Below are 18,367 nucleotides of genomic sequence, written 5' to 3'. Positions count from 1 at the left end.
GTAGAACTATATAGTTATTTTTTTCTTACCTGGCTACCAACAGATTGGTTCACTAGCTTCATAAACTCCCCCATTTTGCTGTCATCCATCCATCTTGTTACAATAACAAGATCATTAGCATTATCTATGACAATATAATTACCGCCATAACCCGCGGCATAATACACCTCTGGTGAAGTCCCAGCCCATTTTTCTGTAGTATTCATCCACCACATATAACCATAGTCCTTATTTGCAACGGAAGGACGGTGTGCCTCATTTACCCATTTTTCAGAAAGTAGTTGTTGGTTTTTCCACTTCCCTTTACGTAAAAACAGTAATCCAAAACGAGCTTGATCAATTGCACTGATGAAAACTCCGCCACCTGAATGACCTCCACCGCTAACGGACTGCGTCATTACACCATCTATATTTACAAAGGAATCCTCGTATCCATACCACCTCCAAGTAGTAGAGGCACCTATTGGGTCCATTATTTTTTCTTTAAAAACTACTGGAAGCGATTTTCTCCATACCTGTATTAAGGAATAAGCAAGAACATTCACGCGAACATCATTGTACTTAAAAAAGGTTCCTGGTTCATTTAATTTTCTGTTTTTCCAATCAGCGATACTTCCCTCTTTAGAAGGTCTGTCTGCCCAATCGTGTAACCCAAACAATGTTCCGCTCCAGTCAGAGGACTGATCTAACAAATTGTCCCATGTAATTTTTGAATTGTGCTTCCCTTCAAAAGTACCGTCCCAAACGTAATTTTTTACAGAGTCCGTGACGCTTTTAATAAGTCCATTATCTATTGCTAAACCAGCAGTAGTGGATAAAAAGCTTTTTGTAACACTGAAGGTCATATCTACCCTATCAACATCTCCCCATTTGGCAACGATATAACCGTTTTTGATTATTAAACCTGCAGGACCACCACGTTCTTTCATTGGACCTACAATTTTATAGTCGGGTTCCCGAGCATAGGATTTCAGTACAGCAATTCGCAAATCTCTCTCTACTTTGTTTTCATTTGCTAAAGCAAATTGTACTGCCTCCTCTAAAAGAGTAGAATTCATTTTAAATTCTGAAGCCGCTTTTCCCTGCCAGGATTTATCCGGATAATAGTTGGTTTGGGCGTTTGTAATTGTAAAACAAAAACTAAAAATAGAAACTACAAGTATGTTTTTCATAAATAATTATTTAGTACTAAAATATAACGATTTGAAGCACTACCAATCTGTACATTATGCAAAACAGAAAAAATTCTAGTAGTACAATATGAAATGGTATAGCAATCGAAAATACAAATTTTAAAGGTAATAGTATGAGTTATAGTCTGAAAAAGATGAGGCAAGAAAAGAATCTAAAAAAAATCTTTTATAAAGTATGGATAGATAATCAAATTACCACTTCATTAAGTTAACGGCTTACTATGAATCCGAAGAAGAGTTTATAGAAACAACAGAACTCTGATCTGATTATATTTATTTTTCACCAGTTTTACTAATTACTACAGCTCTTCTAAAATAGAGGATTGATAGCGCTCGGTGGTTTTATTGAGTTTTTCAGAAAGAGATTTTAGCCAAGTCATATGATTGGCAATCAAATAGGCCTCTTGCAGACCATGAAGCGTTTCTGTATCTAATTCGGTATTACCATGTTTGATGTTCTCGTCTCTCAAATTAGATAGTTGCTGGTATTTTCCTTGTAGCTTTTCCTGCGCTATGTCAACTGTTTCTTGATCGACTTTCTTTTTTGTTTGCTTATCGCCTAAAGAATCGATTGATATCTGTAGGATAGTAGAAATTTTTTTGTTCAATGTATTAAATTCTATAGAAGCAGGTGTCGTTTTATGATTGCTAATAAAGCTACCGATTGATGCGATTGCGGATGTCATTGTTTGGCTAAGCGTGACAATTTCATAAATCAACTGGTACTCCTTTTGTTTCGATTTTGGGTCTTTTGTTAAGCGCTGGAAGGCAGCATTTAAATTACTAATGGCAAGAAACGCTTCTTTTCTCGCCACATTATAAGAGAGTTGGTGTTTAGAAGGATTTTGGTACAATTCCTGGGTTGCTAAAAGGTATTTCTTGTTCTTTTTTAAAGCGTTCAAAAGTACCTGCTTCAAATTATTAGCTTCCCAACTTGGCAAAACTATATAATTAACAACGACCGCAATAGTGGCACCTATAACAGTATCGATAACTCGGTATTGAATTACTTCAAAAGCATTTGGATTGATCAGGGAATAAACAAATATGATACTAATGGTGATCAAAGCAGCAGCAAACTTATAATTTTGTTGAATCAATGAAAATGCCAATATAAAAGAAACAAATGCTAGTACTGCATAAACTATTGGATTATGTGTAAGTAGTACTATACCAACAGCAACGGCGGCACCAAAGAATGTACCAATAACACGATCTTTTGAACGCTCTTTGGTCAAGCCAAAACTAGGGCGCATAATCACAATAATAGTCAGTAAAATCCAATAGGTGTTTTGTATATCAAAAAATACACCTACCCCATAGGCAAACAGAATTGCAACGGTGAGTCGCGCTGAATGTCTAAATATAGTAGAGTCTAAACTGAAATTTTGAAAAAGAATATTCCACCTATATTCCTGCAGTGTTAAAAACTGACTTGCGTCTTGCTTTTTTAAAGAGATTTTAGACGCTTCTTTGTCATTAGTCATTACACTCCTAATAACAGTAATTTCATGTAGTAGTTTCTCTTGGTAATCGTACAAATTTTTGAGTAGCAGAGCTCCTTCTCGAGCTTCAGGTAATTTGACGGTATCGATATATTTTGTGATGCTTTCGCTTGCCTCTGCTAATGCTTGTAATAGATGGTCATTATTTGGGATATTGTCCTTTTGAATCAATAATTCAGACAAACGTTTAAGATAATTCCCCATGACTTTACTCAGTTTTACCGAAGCGTTTAGAAATTCTTTATTCTCACCAAAAATTCTATCAATTACTTCATAATCGAGATGTTTTGCTTCTATCAATTCTAGTATATTGATCGAGGAGAGTGAGATTACTAGCTGTTTATCCTCAGAATTAGAGCGGTCGGTGAGCATTATTTCTCTCAGTGTTTCATGCTTTTCGTTAATTTGATTTTGGAGAACAAAAGATTGTTTCAAATAGTGATCGCGCTTCGATTTCTTTGTTACTAGTTTAGCTCGTAATTTTAAGTATTCACCTGTAAGCTCCAGCGTATCTGACAGCAGCTGATTCTGATCTTTTAATGGGGTAAGCTTTTGAAAGATAAAGGATATCGCTAAATACCAAACACCTCCAAGCCCCATCAAGGCTACTTGAATCAAAATCTCCTGCACTGTTTCTTTTTCGATAGCAAATGATATAACCATCGTTAACAAACCCGAAAATGACACGAGAGATGCTCTAAAGCCATAAACTGAAATTAAAGACACCATAAAAGTAATGACTATTAATACTACTACCAAAAGAGGTAGAAACGGTTTTGAAAACAGAATTACTGTTGTAATAAGCATCATCAAACCTATACTTACTAAAATGGCATTGACTTTTCGTTTAAAGCTGCCCGGAATATCGCCTGGCGCGGTTAAAAAAGCACCCACAACTACAGCAGGAGCATATGTAAAATACCCGATAAAATGAAGTAAGGCAAGTGGTAGCGCAATCGCAAGACCAATCCGGATTCCTCGATCAAAACGAATGCTTTTTAGGTAAAGTTCTATTTGTTTGCGTTTTTCTTTCAAGCTTATTTATGTTTTTGTTCTAAAGTTAAGACAATAAAGCCATACTATCGTATCATAGTATAATTACAGTACTTGCATAAACACAAGTCTGATTTTTCCAAAAACACGTTCAATAATTTTAGATGCAGATGTATTGGTTGATATCTAATCGATATTGATTTTCTAGGAGGCACTTTCTCCAAGAATTGCCACGAAACCATCTATTAAAAAACAAGTTAGTATTGGACATTGTTCCGCAAGGCTAAGTAGCATTTGCAATACTGAAAAGCAACTAATTTAAAAAAGAAGGAATTAGCTAAAAATCAACTAACATTAAAGCTCTTGTCGCATCTTCCGTTACGGTTTAGTGATAGCAGGATAACGGAATAATTAATGGAGAAACGGTTGATACAATTTACCAAAAAACACTCCATATTAGTAAAGTAATTGTGGTTGAAAATGCTGTAGAGAGTGCGAAAAAATATAGTCCTCAAAATCATAATAGGCCGCTACCCGATATTTGCCTTTCAGATAAAGTCTAGTTTAAAATGTTATTTGTATAGTCATAGGATATCTTAATGTATTTGAACCGTTGGTATATAAATATCAAATTGAGCACCTTTATTTACTGCACTAGTCGCTCTAATAATACCATTGTGATTTTCAACTATTTTTCGAGCGATTGTTAATCCAATTCCTGTTCCCTTGTATACATTCTTATGATGTAAGCGTTGGAAAATTTCAAAGATTTTTTCACTAAATTTTGCATCAAATCCTATTCCGTTATCACTTACACTGATGTGACAATGATCACATTTCAATGCGAAATCAGTACTAGTAGATTGATTGTATTTTACAAAATTACTTTTAATCACAATATGAGGTTGCACCTCTGGTACAGAGTACTTAAGGGAATTACTAATCAGATTTTGAAGCAATTGTTTGAATTGAAATGGAATAACATTGGCTTCACCTAGGTCTTGTATTTCGATTTTCGCTTTCTTTTCCTGTATTTCTTCTTTAAGCATCTTTAATGCTTCTTTTACAATCTTATTAAGATTACTACTTACAAATTTCCTTTGAGTCGTTTTAGTTCGGGAGTAGGCCAATAAATCATCAATAAGTGTTTGCATATGTAACGCAGATAGCTGGGTACGTTCCACGTAATACTTGCCCATTGCTGATAAGTTATCGTATTCTTCTACGAAAATTCTACCTGAAAACGTCTGGATTTTCCTCAAAGGTTCTTGCAAATCATGACTAGAAATATATGAAAAGGACTCGATCTCCTTATTAGCAATTAAGAGTTCTCTTGCGCGTTTTTCCTTTTCAATGTTTTGAAATGCCAGTTCTGTATTAGCAATGGCTAACTCTTCGGCTCGCTTTTCTTTTTCTTGATTTTGATAGGCTAATTCATTATTTGCAACGACTAACTCTTCAGCTCGTTTTTCTTTTTCTTGATTTTGGTATGTCAATTCTTTGATAGCAACTACCAGCTCTTCAGCTCGGTTTACTTTCTCTTGATTCTGATAAGTCAATTCTTTATTGGCAACAACCAATTCTTCAGCGCGATTTACTTTTTCTTGATTTTGATAAGTCAGTTCTATATTGGCGATGACTAACTCTTCAGCTCGTTTTACTTTTTCTTGATTCTGATAGGCTAATTCATTATTGGCAATGACCAGCTCTTCCGCTCGTTTTTCCTTTTCTTGATTTTGATAGGCTAATTCATTATTGGCAATGACCAACTCTTCCGCTCGTTTTTCCTTTTCCTGATTTTGATAGGCTAATTCATTATTGGCAATGACCAACTCTTCCGCTCGTTTTTCCTTTTCCTGATTTTGATAGGTTAATTCTTTATTAGCAATGACTAATTCGGCTGCACGTTTTTCCTTTTCTGAATTTTGAAAAGCAAGTTCCTTGTTAGAGCGCTCAAGTTCTTTATTAGCTATAATTAATTGAGCCTCACGCTTTTCGGTTTCTATAATTTGTAGCGCTAATTTTTCACTGGCAATAATTAATTTTGCAGCAATATTTTGATTGTCCTCGATCTCAAGAGCGATCTTACTATTTTCAGAAATTACTTTTTTGTTCATTATATATTTAAAAATTCGAAGACTATACTAAATGTTCTATTTAAGTGGGCATTTTTGATTCCTATACATTTCTAATTACAAGGATATCTGCAGCACTACTAATTGCTAGCAAATGTAGTACATATTAGAGTTAATAAAACACAAAATAATTAGTAGCTAAACGGACTACTAATCACAGTATTTAGTCTTGATGAAAAAGTTGTAACAGGCATTATTCCTTAGGTAAGTAGATTATCTGATTGCGCCAAAAACTAACTGAATTACGTCTATTTTAATTATATTTTAGATAAGAGATCTTACTGTTTTGAGAGCGTGGTGCACTATAAAAAAAGTAGTACCTTATAATCACAAATAAAATGATGGTATAAACCAACACTAAATACTATTTTAATACATAAAGATGGTTTTTACCAACTAAAAAAATAAAACATGATTTAAATAAAAATTATCATTATATTTGTTGGTATGTACCAACACTGAATATGATAAAAATGGTTAATAATGGGAAAAACCAACAATAATTGGACAGAAATGAGCGATACAGCGATTGTGAAAACAATTGGCGCGTTTATTAAACAGCAACGATTAAACATCAATAAAACGCAAGCTCAATTAGCTACTGAGGCGGGAATTAACCGTTGGACTTTAGGACAAATTGAAAACGGCGAGGCTATTACCATGATTTCATTAATTCAAATTATGAGGGCTTTGGATATATTATACTTATTCGAAGGCTTTACTGTTAAACAAGAGATTAGCCCTTTAGAACTCGCAAAACAAGACCAAAATAAAAGGCAACGTGCAAGTAAAAATACTATTGATAACTCAAATCAATCCGACTGGTAATGATAACAACCGCTTTTGTAAAAATATGGGGAGAAACTATTGGCGCTGTAGCATGGAATGCACAAACTGGTGTGGCCAGCTTTGAGTACGAACCAAAATTCATAAACACTAAAATAGATTTAGCACCGCTAAAAATACCAATTAGTAATAGCAATAATCGCATATTTTCATTTCCTGAATTGCGAGATGTAAAAACTTTTAAAGGTTTACCGGGTTTACTAGCTGATGTCCTACCTGACGATTACGGAAACCAATTAATCAATAGTTGGCTAGCACAAAATGGTCGACCGGAGAATAGCATGAATCCCGTTGAACTTCTGTGCTTCATAGGAACTCGTGGTATGGGAGCTTTAGAATTTGAACCCTCACAATTGACCGTAAACAAAAAAGCTTTTGATATAGAAATAGACAACTTAATTAGCCTTTCGCAAAAAATGCTTTCTAAAAGAGAAGGCTTTGAAACTAATTTAAGCGAAAAAGATCAAAATGCTATGTTAGATATTCTTAAAATAGGAACCTCGGCTGGTGGCGCTCGTCCAAAAGCGATTATTGCCTACAACGAACAAACAGGACAGGTAAAATCAGGCCAAACCTTAGCTCCAAAAGGATTTGAGCATTGGCTAATAAAATTAGATACCGTAAGTGATGTGCAATTTGGCGAGAGTACAGGCTACGGACGTATTGAAATGGCATATTACCTCATGGCAACAGCCTGTGGAATCGAAATGATGGAATCTCGATTAATGGAAGAAAATGGTAGAGCCCATTTTATGACCAAACGTTTTGATCGTGAAGGCGGAGCTGAAAAACACCACATACAAACTTTGTGTGCCATGCAGCATTATGATTTTAGTCAGATCACTAGTTTTAGCTATGAACAGCTATTTCAAACCATGCGTTTGCTGCGTCTTCCCTACCCTCAGGCAGAACAATTATTTAGAAGAATGGTTTTTAATGTGATTGCCAGAAATTGCGATGATCATACTAAAAACTTTGCTTTTCGACTCAAAAAAGAAGGAAGTTGGGAATTAGCTCCCGCCTACGATATTTGCTTTGCCTACCGACCGGACAGTGATTGGGTAAGTCAACACAATCTTAGCATCAATGGAAAAAGGAAAGACATTACTAAAGAAGATCTTTTATCTCTTGCTAAAAGCATGAATATTAAAAAAGCCAATACTATCATCGAGCAAATTAGTATTACGGTTGCCAATTGGTTTGAATATGCCGAAAAGGCGAATGTTGAAGAAAATTTAAAACACAAAATAGGTAGTTATCATTTGCTCATGTAGCTTCGTTGTAATCTTATTATTTTTTTTTTATAATTGATTTAAGCATTCTTCAAGTGATTTCCCCTTCTAATGTATATAGTCACAAAAATCAGCTCCAACAACTTCATTTTTTGTGCCTTTAAACTGATCGTTACAATCTCCTGTCGTATTACGAGGCATCTTGCGCTTAGCCATTTATTGAAATCTTTTTTATAGCTCACATCATGCATAACAACATCATTCATGATTGTAGTTACCGTTCTGTTAAATGCAATTTACAAAAAAATTTGTACCTAAAAATGACTTAAAAATAGGTCCTTATAGGTCCTTAGTATCATCATTACTTTATCTAGTCACCATAAACAATTAAAGACCTACTCGTATTTTAAACTTGCATAGGCAACCCAGTGTTTTTGAGTTGCAATAGCGGTTGTTCCCATCCCTAAATCTTCTACTTTTATAAGTTCATGATCGATACTTGATTGGTAATCTAATAAAGTCCCCGTCAAAGGTTTATTGTAGAGTGATTGACTTAATTTATTTGCAAAACTCAGTCCAAAGGGTACAGCATAGCGACCGCACCAAACCCATTTATATTCTTTGTAATCGCTCTTTTGCACAGTATATTCTGTGAACGTCTTTATTTTTTCAGTACTAATTTTGTTTACTAAACTTGTAGTAATAATCTCCATATCCATAGCTCTCGCTTTCTTAGTACCTGCATCATCAACTCCAAAAGGGGCTAAATCTCCACTCCAATTCTCGTTGCCATAATGCACCGCATCGTTAGAAATAACTACTGCAACATCTTTCCCGTATTTAAGATTCCTTTCTTTTAAAATTTTTGATACCACATCAGCGAGAGTAGTGCTAATACCATCAATCGTTTCGTACTTAATGTAAGGTACTAGTATTGGGATAATTTCTAGTTTCTTATTCTTGCGATGTAAAAAAGGAATAATAGCCTCTAATGAATGTTCTAACTCTTGCATCTCGTTATGAACTAGATAAGAAGATTGAGGAAGTCGCTTCATAATTTCAGCATTTAAATCCGATACTTTTAATTCACCATAAGGCGATTTCCAATGGGTAAAATCTCCAAAAATGATTTTGTCTTGAAGCGTAAAGTTTCGAGCACGGTGCGCAACACCAACTAAAATAATCGTGTTCGCATTAACTCCTTTTAGCGATTCGTAATACAAACGTCCCGCATATTTGTAATCGTCATGCGGACTTATAGCTGCTTTCCATTGCCTATTATTTTTAGAATCGGTTATACCTAAACGGTTATAAATAGAGTCTAATTGCCAATTGTATTGAGCAAAACCAATCGTATCATGTACCTGCCTAACTTTTTTTTCAAGTGTGCCTAGTCGCGCCGTGCTTGTTGTGTTTTTTTCAATTTTACAACTGAAACAAGAGAGGCAAATCAAAATAAGGAATAGTCGCATATAAAATTTTATTTAAAACAATTTGTACTAAAGTGATTTTTGATAACACAGGGGATCGCGATCTGATATTTCTATCTAAGGTATATTTTATTGCAAAAGAATAACATGAATTTACCATAAAACTAGTAATTTCCAAAATGCTGTTTTCTAGCCGTAAATGCCATTTTATACTTTTTTTGAAATTTATTTTCTGTTTTTCACAAAATCTAAAATTGCTCCAATTGCAGCCCCAATAACTATTCCTATTCCAACACTAAAAGAAATATTGTTTGTATAGGCTCCGTAAGCTGCGCCAAGGGCTACTCCAAAAATTGCTCCTATGATAATTCCTTTTTCAGATTTTTTATTTTCTGACATAATTTAATTTATATTACACAGTCTATAAACGTAAAATATTTGTTTCTCACATTCTATATTTTTCGCGTCAAAATAAAATAGAGTTTGTCTAAATTTTTGTTTTTATGTGTTATTTTTTTTTCAATCACAGTTAACGTTCTTGGCTTCACCTAACTGGAATTTCGTCTCTACTCCATTTTCGGCTCAACTAAAACGTGATGCGAAACAATAATTTTATTAAAATTCGGCTAGCTCAAATTACCAGCAAAATTCGCTGACTTTATCCTATTTTCAAAATTAAAACTTTCCTATTTGAAAACTACGTCACGAAGTTCACTCCCACCATCTGAACCTCGGGAGTTAGAACAACCTTACCATTTCGTACTAAAGTTAACCAAATATCTCTAAGAAATGGAACTTCGGCGGTATTGATTAATTTTATTTATTTAATTTCATTACCGTCAATTTGTTCCGTTTCCCTTTTAAGATGAATACCTTTTACATACAGCCGTAATTTTGGTCTAGTAGTAATCTTAACATTCTTTTCTGTTTGTATTCTCCTTTTTTGAACCAAATATTTTGTTTCAAAATCCCGTTAACTTAATTGTTTTAATTCAAGCCTTACATTCTCTATTGCTTGGTTCTCGTACAGGCGTTTAAAATAATCCGTTTTATATATAAAATCCAATTCTAATAGCCTTTTCAGTACTTTTTTTCGTCCTTTTCGGTATATAAAGTCTGGATAAATTTGATATTCCTTTCTAATGCTCTCACTATATTTTTTATATTCTTCTGGGGATTTTCCTAAAATTGAAAGGTCTAAGTCTAAAAGTATATTTGTGTCGTAATCGTCCGAAATTCTATGTTCTTTTGTAGCCTCAATTTGTGATATACATTCATACAATTTGTCAAATGAAGTGTTAACAATTCTATTTTTAAATTGTAAAGCACTTTGATGTTCGTTATTACTTTTAGTAGTTTTGTAAACTATGTCGTGGTAATATATGGCAAACAGTAAACAGTCTACATCTTTTACTTCTGATTGAATTTTACTCAATTCTGAAAGCATATTTTCTAAATGCTCAAGATTATGATAATGCCGTGATTTTGATGAATAATTTTTCTCGATTTCGTTCCAGCACTCCAGATTATACTCTTCGTTTTTCGAGTATTTTCTAATTAAATTTAAAAAGTTTTCTTTTATCATCTCTGTTTTTTGGGTATTAATTACAACTTTATGCCACTTTAAGATGGGTGGAAATTGGTAATTTTTCAATTTTCGGCTTTGCAAATTATTAAGGCAAACGTTAATTCCACAAAACTGTCTGCCGGCACCAAACATGATAGGAAAAACACGACTTCATCTAAGAATTGAATCAACATTTTTGTGATACGCTTGTTCCTAGTAGACTTTTTTTAATTTAGATTTCTATATTCCATTGGAGTACTACCCGTTTTTTGCTTAAAAAGTTTATTAAAATATTGTGGATACCCGAAGCCCAAACTATAAGCTATTTCATTGATGTTTTTTTCTGTATTTATCAAATAATTCTTTGCTTCTTCGATAAGGTAAAAATGAATATGTTCTTGAGCATTTTTACCTGTTTCCTTTTTCAAAAGGTCGCTCAAATAACTTGGAGATAAATGTACGTTGTCAGCTAAAAACTTAACGGTAGGCAATCCTTGTTCTTTTAGTTTCGTTTCGGCAAAGTATTTCGATAAAATAGTTTCTACTTGAGTAATTATAGATTTGTTTGTTTGGCTTCTAGTAATCATTTGCCTGCCATAAAATCTTGAGCAGTAATTCAGTAATAATTCTATAGTTGATACAATGATGTGTTGGCTGTGTACATCAATATTTTCTTTAAGTTCAGATTGAATTTTTTGAACACATTCCCATAAAATATTTTTTTCTTTGTCTGAAAGATGAAGTGCTTCTGACACTTCGTAATTGAAAAAGCTATAACTTTTTACTTTGTCATTCAATGAAGTGGCTCTAATTAAATCAGGGTGAAAAAACAAACCCCACCCCAACATATTCTCTCTCTGTTCAATTTCATTATCAATTTCAATAGTTTGGTTGGGAGCAATACATATTAAATTTCCGTCTTGGAAATCTATTGCTTTTCTGCCATATTTGATATTGTTTTTACAATAGTTTTTAAACATAATTGAATAAAAATCGGTACTGATTTTCGCGTTTTGATCTACTTGTTCACTTACTTGGCTAAAATCCAAAACAGCCACTAAAGGGTGTTGACTATTCCCTAAATTAAACAATTTATGCAAATCGGCAATACTTTGAAGATGTAGTATCTCACTCATAATTTCTCAACTAATTCTTGTAAATATACGATATATTGATGCCCTCGTCTTTCAGCAAAAAAATCTAAACTTAAAACAATACTTGCTTGGATAAATAACCCCAAGCCAATGCCTCTCCAAAAGGTATCATTCATAGAACTGTACATCAATGCGATGCCTAAAATGATTAACGCAATTTCGACATATCTATAAATAACAAAATTGCTCAATACTTTTTCCATTCGTGGAATTTCAAGACTTTTAATTTTTTGTGGTTCATTCGTTATATAGGTTTGAACCCGAATAATGTCTTTTGAACTTCGATTAACTATGCTGTAACCTACTATAAACTCTAATAAAGCAACAATAATAAAAGGTATGGCTACACCTTTCCAAAAAGAAGTCTTTACTACAAAAAAGAAATAGAATGCTAATGCGAAAGCAAGTACTCCCACTAAAATAAAGAGGTAACTTTCGGCTTTTTCTCCAGTAAAATATTTCACAACTGAATTCATATCGCTACTAATTTAAAGTCCAAATTGTGATTTAATATCCCCCGTAAACGTAGCATCATCATATTGTTTACGATTACTAATCAGTATTTTAGCATCTTCTCCTGCTATGTATCTCAATTGATTTTTCCCATCTGTTGCCGCTTCAAATATTACTTTGGCTACTACACTTGCTGGAGATGCATTTTCTGCCATTACTGGCAATGCAGTCATCAGCGCACTAACAATATTTTGATATTCAGCCATTTTTTCGTCATTGCTAAAATCAAAAGACCTCCCACCAAAATCTGTGGCTATCATACCTGGCTCTACAATTTTTACTTGTCCACCAAATTGCTCTACTTCATAGCTAAGTGACTCCGAAATACCTTCAACGGCAAATTTTGTTCCGTGGTACAAGGAACCCAATGGAAAAGTCATCTTACCTCCTATTGACGAAATATTAATAATAATACCTTTTTTATTTTGTCTAAAATGAGGTAAAACGGTTTTAGTAACATCTAAAAGTCCAATAACGTTGGTATTGAATTGTCGTACCATTTTTTCTCTACTAAATGCTTCCAACGGTCCGTATGCTCCGTAACCTGCATTATTAAGTAGCACATCAACACTACCAAACTTTTGAATACCCGCATCAAAAGCGGTTTGAATAGAATCTAAATCTAAAACATCCAGTTTGGCAACCAAAACATTTTCTAATTGATTTAATTCTGTTTCGTTTTCTGGATTTCGCATTGTAGCGATTACATTCCAACCTTTTGATTGAAATAACTTTGCAGTTTCTTTTCCAATACCGCTACTTGCACCTGTAATTAAAATGGTCTTGTTCATGTTTTTAAATTTTACATTAATAAGGTGCAAAGTTGTTTCTTTAAGTCAATTGTCAGATAATACAAATTCAGGTTGTTTGTATTCTTTTTGCGGATTATTGATCAAGTATGATACAGCATGTTTTGCCGCATTTAGATGGTGGGCAATTCGTAAGCTTTCGGCTTTGCAGAAAATATGATGCAAAACGTGAACTTACCACACAATTTACAATCTTGCTAAATGGCTGCTGTGCGTTCGCATTTCTTATCAAAACGCTTTATCAAAAGATTTTCCGTTAAATTTATAAACTCCACCTTCTGCCATTCCAAAAAGTAAATTGTTGCTGTTGTCTTTATATATTGACCAAATCATTGGGGTCGAAAGTTTGGTATTGATACTGTAGTTTATTACATTTTTGCCATCATATTTCCAAGCTCCTGTATCTCTATCTCCAAACCAAATATTACCTCCAGAATCTTCTTCAATTGCAAAAACGTGTTCCATTGTCCCAGTTGGTGATCGATTTCCATTTTTACTACTATTCTTTTGAATGAGTCCGTTTACCTCTGAAAAATGTATTGTTTTATCATGCTCCATTAGTAAAACTCCAATACCATTATTGCCTATCCAAATTCTTCCTTTGGAATCTGCTAATACACTTCTTATGTGCAAATTCTCATTGGTTTTAAGTTTTAATTTTTCATGATCAAAAATAGTTGTCATTTTACCATCATAACTAAATAATGCAGCATATGTGGATATCCAAAGGTTACCGTTTTTATCTTTAGATAAATCGGTAACCCCAAATGAATTATCAAGATTTGTATTTTTGGGTTTTGGAAAAATTAAATAGTTCATTTTTTTTCCATCAAAACGATTTAGTCCATCTTTTTCGCCTGCATTGAACCACAAATCTCCACTGGTATTGTTCCATTCCAATGTTGGGTTATTTGTTTGAGTTGTATATGTAGTAAACTTTTTTCCTTCATAACTATTCACCCCTTTTGCAGTTCCAAGCCAGATAGTTCCGTTTTTATCTTCCTCTATTGAACGAATTTGATTGTCAAGTAAACCATTAGTATTGTTGAAATATTGAAATATTTTTCCATCATAATAGCTTACTCCTTCATTATGACTTCCAAACCAATAATTGCCTTTACTGTCTTGAAAGATAGCGCGTATTCCCGAAGTGAATTTTAATGTGTCGCTTTTTGAAGCCCTTACAATTTCAGATTTATTAATTTCTTTCTTGGTTGCTTTCTTTTCAACACAAGAAAAGTTCAGAGATAATAAAAAAATCAGATATGGCATTCTACATAATTTGTTCATTCAAGTCTGTTTTTTAATATGACGCAGAACGGTAGTCTGTGAAAAAATTTCCGTTTGGTTCTTTCAAATATACTGCATCTTTTTAAAATAAAAGGCAGGAAAGAGGTGCATTTACAGATACTACACAACACAGGAATACGAGGCAATTTAATGAATTTTGAGATTAGAAGACCTGATTTTCCTAGACAGCCCCGTTCATTTTGCAGCTGCTTTTGTAGAAGCGTTAGCCATAGAAGCTATACGATTTACTCTTCAGATGCTTAAAGCCAAAGGTATTTCTATTGCTAAAACGGCTCATTTTGCTTGGGTATATTGAAGTATGCAATGATGGATTTTGAGAAAATTCCGAGAAAAGGAGTTTTTTAACAGCCTGAGGTTTAGCTGCTTCTCGTCAGTTTCGAACTTCATAACTGATTATTTTCCTATACCGATAAATACTCATGCAAAAAAAATTTACCAAACTTGCAAAATTCTCTCAATTTCTGCAAACCGCTGTTGGCTTGCCGTTTCTAGGTAATCAGTAAATAGTGATTAAATAATCTGTCCGAAAGTCAGCAGATTGTTATCTGGGTCAAGCAAAGCAAATTCCCTTTGTCCCCAAGGCTTTGTCTCTAATGCTCCATTCGGGTGTATGTCTACTTTATTGTTCAACAATGATTGATACAGATTGTCAATGTCGTCGGTTCGGATATAGACTCCTGAATAGTTTTCCTTATGCTCAATTTCTTTAAATTCAAAAAAATGGATTTCTATATTGTCTTTTTCTACCATCAAATAGCCATCATAGTCAGAACTTCCAACGTTTTTAAATCCTAACTTGTTTACGTAAAAATCTTTTGTTGCGGCTTTATTCCGCATTGGCAATTTTGGGTTTATGGTAGTGAGCATATCAATTTTCGTTTTAAAAAATAAAACCTTTAGGATTCATTCAATTTAATTGTTTTCTTTTAGTAGGGTATACTGTTTGCGGACTCAACACCTTAACGCAACAAGCTCATTTATTTTCCGTTAAAGATAAAATTCCTTACGAAACGTAAACGTGAATTTACCACAAAATTCGCAATTGCGAGAAACGGCTGTTAGTGGCAGTTTTTTGTCGTCAATTCGTTTGTCTGTTTTTTGTCAACTGTCCGGTTGCAATTACTATTATAAAAACGACTACTAAAACTAAACTTGCTTTAATGTTTCCTAAATTAAATCCTTGTGGTTTTGTCAAATAGTCACCCATTGTTGCACCAATTGGGTGTGTCAAAATAATAGCGAACCAATACAAAAGTTCCCTTGATAGTTTTGTCAAAAAGTAAAGTCCAACAACAGCAGCAAGTAAAATCACTAATAGCAAAGTTCCTCCGTCAAAGCCTAATGGTGTATTATGTGCAAGTAAATCTCCAAATGCAGTTCCCAATGTACTTGAAGTTAAAATTGCTATCCAATATAAAAACTCTGTTTGCTTATCAAGTCCGTTTTCAATTGTATTTGTCCTTGATTGATATTTCCAAATGCCAAAAGTTGCAATTAAAGCAACTATCAAAATTATTGTCCCAAATAGATAACCTTGATTTTCTGTAAAGCCAAGTTGTAAGTGAAAAAAGGAACGACTAATAAAATCGGAAATCGTTGTTCCTAATGTACTTGCCAAAGTTATTACTGTCCAATACAAAAGTGGTTTCTGACTTTTTGAGTAAATTGAAATTGTTAAAGCAATTAGAAAAAGTACAAGTAATGCAATAGTTCCACCACCATAACCCAAACCAAACGTTTGAGAAATTAAATCACCTACTGTTTCTCCCATTGTGTTAGCACTAATTATTAATGCCCAATAAAAGAGATTTATTTTAGGTAAGTGTTTCATAATTTGTTTGTAAATTCTAATGTCATATAGTTTATTTTCTAATACTGTTACTTATGGTTTGTCGGGCGAATTCAAGACCTTAATGCAACAAGGTCGTTTATTTTCTCTTAAAGATAAAATTTCTAGCGAAACGTAGTCGTGAATATACCACAAAATTCGCAATTGCGAGAAACGGCTGTTATGCGTTAGTTTTTTTTATTGTCTAATTAACTTCGGAATTTCGTCTTGTCTATATTCGCCCAATTTTCTAATGAATTCTCCAGTTGGTTTAATAATAATGTAGTTACCGCATGACTTTGCTTTTTCAAATAATAATTTTTTTATTTCGTCATTTTTGTCTTCCAATACATTTTTTCTATTATAAAAATATGATTGCTCAGTTATGAAAAACTGAACAATATTCTTGTTCTTTTTTATGAATCTCTTATATGCGTAATCATTGGTATAATAGTCAATGCACGAACCATTTGGTTCTGTTTTTGGTTTGATATAAAAATTCACAATTACAACACTCATTTTGTCAATTTTGATTCCTGAAAGTTGTGACCACTCTTCCAATAGTTTTATACTATTATTCTCTTCCAAAACTCCATTATCGAAACCTTGAGAGTAAAAACTAGTGCTAAATATCAATAATGCAAATAATATGATTTATTTCATGATTGGGTGGGTTCAAGACCTTAATGCCAACTTTTTGCAGCTTGACGAAGTGACTGACTTTGAAGTACTTACTTTCAATTAAGCACTAATGTTTATTAGAATTCCGAATGTTCAATTTAGCACTGAACCCGCCACTTTGCCAAACTGCTGTTGTAGGCAATGCTTTATTTTGATACTTTAGACTTCTTATTGTTTAACGTTTTCTGTTTTATCCACTGAATTGAAATGTCAAAAGGTGCGGTATCACTTTCAAATGAGGTATTGTGTCCTAATGTTGGAAACAAGGTATATTCAAAAGGTTTGCCTTGAACTTTAAATGTGTTTAATTGCTCTATACACAACTTTACAGGAATTTGTATGTCCTTTTCACCAAAAAGCCAAAGTCCAGGAATTGAAAGAGTATTCAAAGAAGTTTTTGGGTCAGTAGCTACGAATTGATACTTGTCAGAGTCATTTTTGGTATGTTTACGAGCATCTGCATCTGTATGATTATCCCAGAAATTATTATTTCCGTTAGTGTAAAACTGAAATCGGAGTTGTTCCAGAGTCGTAATTGTAGGGCAACTAAACAAAACCATAAATTCTATTTGTGGATTTTTGCTTGCAGTAATTGGAATTATCCATCCTGCTTGACTGAACCCAACTAATCCAATTGGTGTTTTTTTATCTTTCAAATAGGTTTGGAATATTTTTACTGCCTCATTTGCGTCGCACGATAATAAATTAAGATTAGTAATGTCAATATTATTTGTACCAACAGATGGTCCAACATATAAACCACCAGATTCTCCAACTCCACGTTTGTCATATGTCAATACAGCAATGCCTTCTTTTGCAAGACGTTTTGCAAACTCCATTTCTCTTTTTACTGGGTCAGAACCGTGAACAATTACGACTGCTGCAAATGGATTTTTTGGCTTTATAATTGAGCCTGCTAGAGTAATTCCTTGACTTTCAAATTTTACATCTTGAATGGTAAAGTCAGTCGACTGAGAAAATACCATTTCTGGTAAAGTTGCTAATAATAGCCAAAGAAATAAGTTAATGTTCATTTTGGTCTAATTTAAAAAATTAAAAGTGTTGCATTAAGTTATTGAATTCTCCGTCAATTTTGTCTTGTCCTGATATAGGTTGACTATTTTTGGTTGTTTACTAATTTCAAAAATAGTTGATTGTAGACGTAATATT

The 18,367-nt window shown here is 33.5% G+C and carries 17 protein-coding genes; 3 read left to right on the top strand and 14 right to left on the bottom strand.

Features of this window, described 5'->3' with window-relative positions; genetic code table 11:
• Positions 1 to 14: 14 nt before the first annotated feature.
• The 3 genes from H8R22_RS09385 to H8R22_RS09375 form a co-directional block, all read right to left on the bottom strand.
• Positions 15 to 1,172, bottom strand: coding sequence for a serine hydrolase domain-containing protein (locus tag H8R22_RS09385; RefSeq protein WP_187010199.1), 1,158 nt, complete (start codon positions 1,170 to 1,172; stop codon positions 15 to 17).
• Between the two features lie 320 nt (positions 1,173 to 1,492).
• Positions 1,493 to 3,733 carry an FUSC family protein gene (locus tag H8R22_RS09380; protein ID WP_187010198.1) on the bottom strand — a complete coding sequence of 747 codons (2,241 nt, stop codon included), beginning with the start codon at positions 3,731 to 3,733 and terminating at the stop codon, positions 1,493 to 1,495.
• Between the two features lie 554 nt (positions 3,734 to 4,287).
• Complete coding sequence (locus H8R22_RS09375) at positions 4,288 to 5,808, bottom strand: sensor histidine kinase (RefSeq protein ID WP_187010197.1); 1,521 nt, start codon at positions 5,806 to 5,808, stop codon at positions 4,288 to 4,290.
• A gap of 501 nt (positions 5,809 to 6,309) precedes the next feature.
• Between H8R22_RS09375 and H8R22_RS09370 the strand changes: the two genes are divergently transcribed.
• Together H8R22_RS09370 and H8R22_RS09365 are read left to right on the top strand one after the other, a co-directional pair.
• Positions 6,310 to 6,654 (top strand): helix-turn-helix domain-containing protein, encoded by a 345-nt coding sequence (locus H8R22_RS09370; RefSeq protein ID WP_187010196.1) that lies wholly within the window; start codon positions 6,310 to 6,312, stop codon positions 6,652 to 6,654.
• On the top strand, positions 6,654 to 7,946 hold the full coding sequence (locus H8R22_RS09365) for a type II toxin-antitoxin system HipA family toxin (protein ID WP_187010195.1): 1,293 nt from the start codon (positions 6,654 to 6,656) through the stop codon (positions 7,944 to 7,946). The genes H8R22_RS09370 and H8R22_RS09365 overlap by 1 nt, the downstream gene beginning before the upstream one ends.
• 353 nt (positions 7,947 to 8,299) lie before the next feature.
• On the opposite strand, the gene amrB is transcribed toward H8R22_RS09365, so the two are convergent.
• The 7 genes from amrB to H8R22_RS09330 form a co-directional block, all read right to left on the bottom strand.
• Positions 8,300 to 9,376 carry an AmmeMemoRadiSam system protein B gene (gene amrB, locus H8R22_RS09360; protein ID WP_187010194.1) on the bottom strand — a complete coding sequence of 359 codons (1,077 nt, stop codon included), beginning with the start codon at positions 9,374 to 9,376 and terminating at the stop codon, positions 8,300 to 8,302.
• 183 nt (positions 9,377 to 9,559) lie between these two features.
• Positions 9,560 to 9,733 (bottom strand): glycine zipper family protein, encoded by a 174-nt coding sequence (locus H8R22_RS09355; RefSeq protein ID WP_187010193.1) that lies wholly within the window; start codon positions 9,731 to 9,733, stop codon positions 9,560 to 9,562.
• Positions 9,734 to 10,307: 574 nt separating this feature from the next.
• Complete coding sequence (locus tag H8R22_RS09350; protein WP_187010192.1) at positions 10,308 to 10,919, bottom strand: HD domain-containing protein; 612 nt, start codon at positions 10,917 to 10,919, stop codon at positions 10,308 to 10,310.
• Positions 10,920 to 11,128: 209 nt separating this feature from the next.
• Entirely contained in the window at positions 11,129 to 12,037 is a 909-nt protein-coding gene (locus H8R22_RS09345; protein ID WP_187010191.1) for a helix-turn-helix domain-containing protein, read from the bottom strand.
• Positions 12,034 to 12,531 carry a hypothetical protein gene (locus H8R22_RS09340; RefSeq protein ID WP_187010190.1) on the bottom strand — a complete coding sequence of 166 codons (498 nt, stop codon included), beginning with the start codon at positions 12,529 to 12,531 and terminating at the stop codon, positions 12,034 to 12,036. The genes H8R22_RS09345 and H8R22_RS09340 overlap by 4 nt, the downstream gene beginning before the upstream one ends.
• A gap of 12 nt (positions 12,532 to 12,543) precedes the next feature.
• Positions 12,544 to 13,359: an SDR family oxidoreductase gene (locus H8R22_RS09335; RefSeq protein WP_187010189.1), complete on the bottom strand. Its 816-nt coding sequence runs from the start codon at positions 13,357 to 13,359 to the stop codon at positions 12,544 to 12,546.
• A 246-nt stretch (positions 13,360 to 13,605) separates the two neighbouring features.
• A complete protein-coding gene (locus H8R22_RS09330; RefSeq protein WP_187010188.1) occupies positions 13,606 to 14,667 on the bottom strand; it encodes a ligand-binding sensor domain-containing protein in 1,062 nt (353 codons plus the stop codon).
• Positions 14,668 to 14,824: 157 nt separating this feature from the next.
• Between H8R22_RS09330 and H8R22_RS09325 the strand changes: the two genes are divergently transcribed.
• Positions 14,825 to 14,983, top strand: coding sequence for a hypothetical protein (locus H8R22_RS09325; protein ID WP_187010187.1), 159 nt, complete (start codon positions 14,825 to 14,827; stop codon positions 14,981 to 14,983).
• Between the two features lie 215 nt (positions 14,984 to 15,198).
• Here H8R22_RS09325 and H8R22_RS09320 read toward each other — a convergent pair whose 3' ends face one another.
• The 4 genes from H8R22_RS09320 to H8R22_RS09305 form a co-directional block, all read right to left on the bottom strand.
• Positions 15,199 to 15,555, bottom strand: a complete 357-nt coding sequence (locus H8R22_RS09320) for a bleomycin resistance protein (RefSeq protein WP_187010186.1) — start codon at positions 15,553 to 15,555, stop codon at positions 15,199 to 15,201.
• 211 nt (positions 15,556 to 15,766) lie between these two features.
• Complete coding sequence (locus tag H8R22_RS09315; RefSeq protein ID WP_187010185.1) at positions 15,767 to 16,519, bottom strand: COG4705 family protein; 753 nt, start codon at positions 16,517 to 16,519, stop codon at positions 15,767 to 15,769.
• A 195-nt stretch (positions 16,520 to 16,714) separates the two neighbouring features.
• Positions 16,715 to 17,152, bottom strand: a complete 438-nt coding sequence (locus tag H8R22_RS09310) for a hypothetical protein (protein ID WP_187010184.1) — start codon at positions 17,150 to 17,152, stop codon at positions 16,715 to 16,717.
• A 191-nt stretch (positions 17,153 to 17,343) separates the two neighbouring features.
• The gene (locus H8R22_RS09305; protein WP_187010183.1) at positions 17,344 to 18,231 is read right to left on the bottom strand and encodes an alpha/beta hydrolase family protein; all 888 of its coding nucleotides are present in this window, start codon (positions 18,229 to 18,231) and stop codon (positions 17,344 to 17,346) included.
• Positions 18,232 to 18,367: the final 136 nt, after the last annotated feature.

Source organism: Flavobacterium kayseriense (assembly GCF_014305095.1).
Classification (GTDB): Bacteria; Bacteroidota; Bacteroidia; order Flavobacteriales; family Flavobacteriaceae; genus Flavobacterium; species Flavobacterium kayseriense.
The sequence above is the reverse complement of the archived record's forward strand: the minus strand, read 5'-3'. Positions and strand labels throughout refer to the sequence as shown.